The organism is Clostridium aquiflavi (genome assembly GCF_031344075.1).
Lineage (GTDB): Bacteria > Bacillota > Clostridia > Clostridiales > Clostridiaceae > Clostridium > Clostridium aquiflavi.
This window is the reverse complement of sequence record NZ_JAVJAN010000088.1, coordinates 1-2,777: the sequence shown is the minus strand read 5'-3', so window position 1 is coordinate 2,777 and position 2,777 is coordinate 1. Positions and strand designations below refer to the sequence as shown.

Here is a 2,777-nt window from a genome sequence, read left to right as displayed (position 1 = left end):
AACTAATATATCTCCATTTTTATTGAAAATGAATTTACTTAATTTTTCATTTTCTTCAATTTCAGTTCTTAAACCTTCTGTATTATACCTACTTACTAAAGTGTTTCCTTCTTTAGTTATAGCTTTTACTGCTTGATTTAGAGTGTTGTATTCAAATAGATTATTACCACTTGGAGTTTCTTCTTTTATTGTATTTCCTTGTTTATTATAAGTAAAGTAGTTTACTCCATTTTTATTGTATTGTTTTTATCTTTTCTACTATTACGTTCTATTTCTACTAATTCTTTTTTATTTTAGTTATTTTCTCTATAAGTAAATTACCATAAAATCGAAATCTTATAACCAAACTATTTGTTCTACTTAATTTCATATATCCAAATTATAATTTATTTACAACTAAAAAAACAAAACTCCAATAGACAAATTATTAACATCCATTGAAGTTTTGCTATCAGCTTAAATTATACACTAAAATAAATTTCGGATAATTCTTTACTTCGGTAATATATTTTTCACTATTATTTTATTTATTGTATGATACACATCCAATAAAATCAATTTCATTACCACTATATTCTATGTGGTTACATATTCCATCATAATGAAAATCATAAAGTAATACTATACTATTATATTCTTTATTAAGTTTGTCGTTATACTTTTCATTAAATTTAGGTATTATATCATAATCACTTGAAAATCCTTGAAGTAACTCTTGAAAATCTTTTAATCCTTCTTCAATCCAATCTATTTCTGAAAAATCTATATCATAATGCTGAATTCTAAACTTCTCTTTGAATTGTGATAGTATTGAATCTCCATCATCTGTATACTTAATTTCCATGAATTCCTCAAATTTTTTTGCATCTGTAAAATTACCAAGCCATAATGATACAATATTTTCTTTTTTCATTTTATTTTCTCCTCTCTATTATTTTATTTGCAATCCATTTGGTAATGAATCTATCCCACCATCTAATCTATAGTTTGCCCAATTATTTAGCCTTCTCTTAAAAGTATTATAATCCAATGAACTGTCAATTATCTTTAATAATTCATTATGTGCTGTAGTTGAACCTTTTCCACCGTGCTTTCCCTTTGGATTAACAAATTCTACATCTTTTGTTGAACTCCTTAACTCTTTTATCTGTTCAGCTGTTATACCCCATTCTTTAAATTTAGGTGTTCTTGAAACTAAATGCCATTCATGTAAACCACCAGGCTGTCTTAATCTGTCTTCTATAGTTTCTCTTAATTTAGAATCTTTCCATATTTCATTCAATTCATCACTTGTTAATGAATTGAAAAATTTGTTAAACTCCTCATTTCTAACTGAGGGAATATCTTCAGATATTAGTCCATAAGCGTTACTTCCTAACTCAGTTGCTTTTTTAATTGTAGGCTTATTAGATGACACTTCATTTTTATTAGCTTTAAGCTTATTATACGCATCAGCCATTTCTTGTTTAGAATTATATTGTCCTCTATTCTCATTTTGGAACTTATTCCATGAATTTTCCTTATTATTTCCTGGTGGGCACATCTCATACCCACTAGGATCATAGTACCCCACAGGATTATTTCCACAATAAGCATAAAGATTTAGTCCATCACCTCTATATACATCTTCCTGAGTAAATCTACCGATCACAGGGTTATAGAATCTAGCTCTTAAATAATATTGCTGAGTTATTCCATCAAATTGTTGACCTGTATAAGTCATTCTATTATGAACTTCTTCTCTTGAATCAAGTACATTACCAAAAGCATCATAATAATATTCATTCTTAATATTTCCAGAATCATCTGTTATAAAATCAGTGCTGCCCTGCTCATCAACAGAATAATAATATCGTGACAAACTGTAATTTATTGAGCTGTTTGTTTTGTCAGCAATGTCAGCTGCGACAATTTCATACCCTCTAGTAAATCTAGAAATTACATTATAATCTTCATCACTTTCAACTAAAATATCTCCATTTTTATTGAAAATGAATTTACTTAATTTCTCATTTTCTTGAATTTCAACTCTTAAGCCTTCTGTATCATATCTACTAACTAAAGTGTTTCCTTCTTTAGTTATGGCCTTTACTTGTTGGTTTAAAGTATTATACTCAAAGATGTTATTTCCATCTTTTGTTTCTTCTTTTATTGTATTTCCTTGCTTATCGTAAGTAAAGTAGTTTATACCAGAATCCTTGTGTAATTCTTTCAATTGGTTCTTTACATTATAAACATATCTTTCAGTTATATCATTTGTAGTTTTTGTTAGCCTATTTCCTACCTTATCGTAAGTGAAATTCTCTTGTCTTCCATCATAGCTTGAATCAACTAATCTGTTCATGCTGTCATAAGAATAGAAATTCTTATGCTTTGAACTTACTTTTTGTAGTCTATTTCCATTTAAATCATAAGCATATTTATAATCTACTAATACTTCACCATTTGATGTTATTGTAACTAAACTTTCTACATTTCCATCACCATCATAGGTATAATCTGATTTTATTCCATTCCCTAAAGTTACAGATTTTATATTATGATTTTTGTAATAATCATAGACTGCTAAAGTATTTTTATTATCATCTACTATTGCCTTTACTCTATCAGCATCATCATAACTATAAATACTGCTCTTTCCTGTGATGTCTTTTATACTCTTGATATTATTATTTTTATCATAAGTATAACTTATTAAGGTTCTTCCTGATGCACTCTTACTTTCAAGTAATTTTTCATCATTATATGTGTAATTATACATCATATTTCCAGTGTAT

At 27.3% G+C, this 2,777-nt stretch carries 2 protein-coding genes; both read right to left on the bottom strand.

Features of this window, described 5'->3' with window-relative positions:
* Positions 1 to 523: 523 nt before the first annotated feature.
* Positions 524 to 913 (bottom strand): immunity 22 family protein, encoded by a 390-nt coding sequence (locus tag RGC78_RS16005; protein ID WP_309556954.1) that lies wholly within the window; start codon positions 911 to 913, stop codon positions 524 to 526.
* Between the two features lie 18 nt (positions 914 to 931).
* Positions 932 to 2,777, bottom strand: a 1,846-nt coding sequence (locus RGC78_RS16000) for an RHS repeat domain-containing protein (RefSeq protein ID WP_309556953.1), incomplete at its 5' end; no start/stop codon positions are given.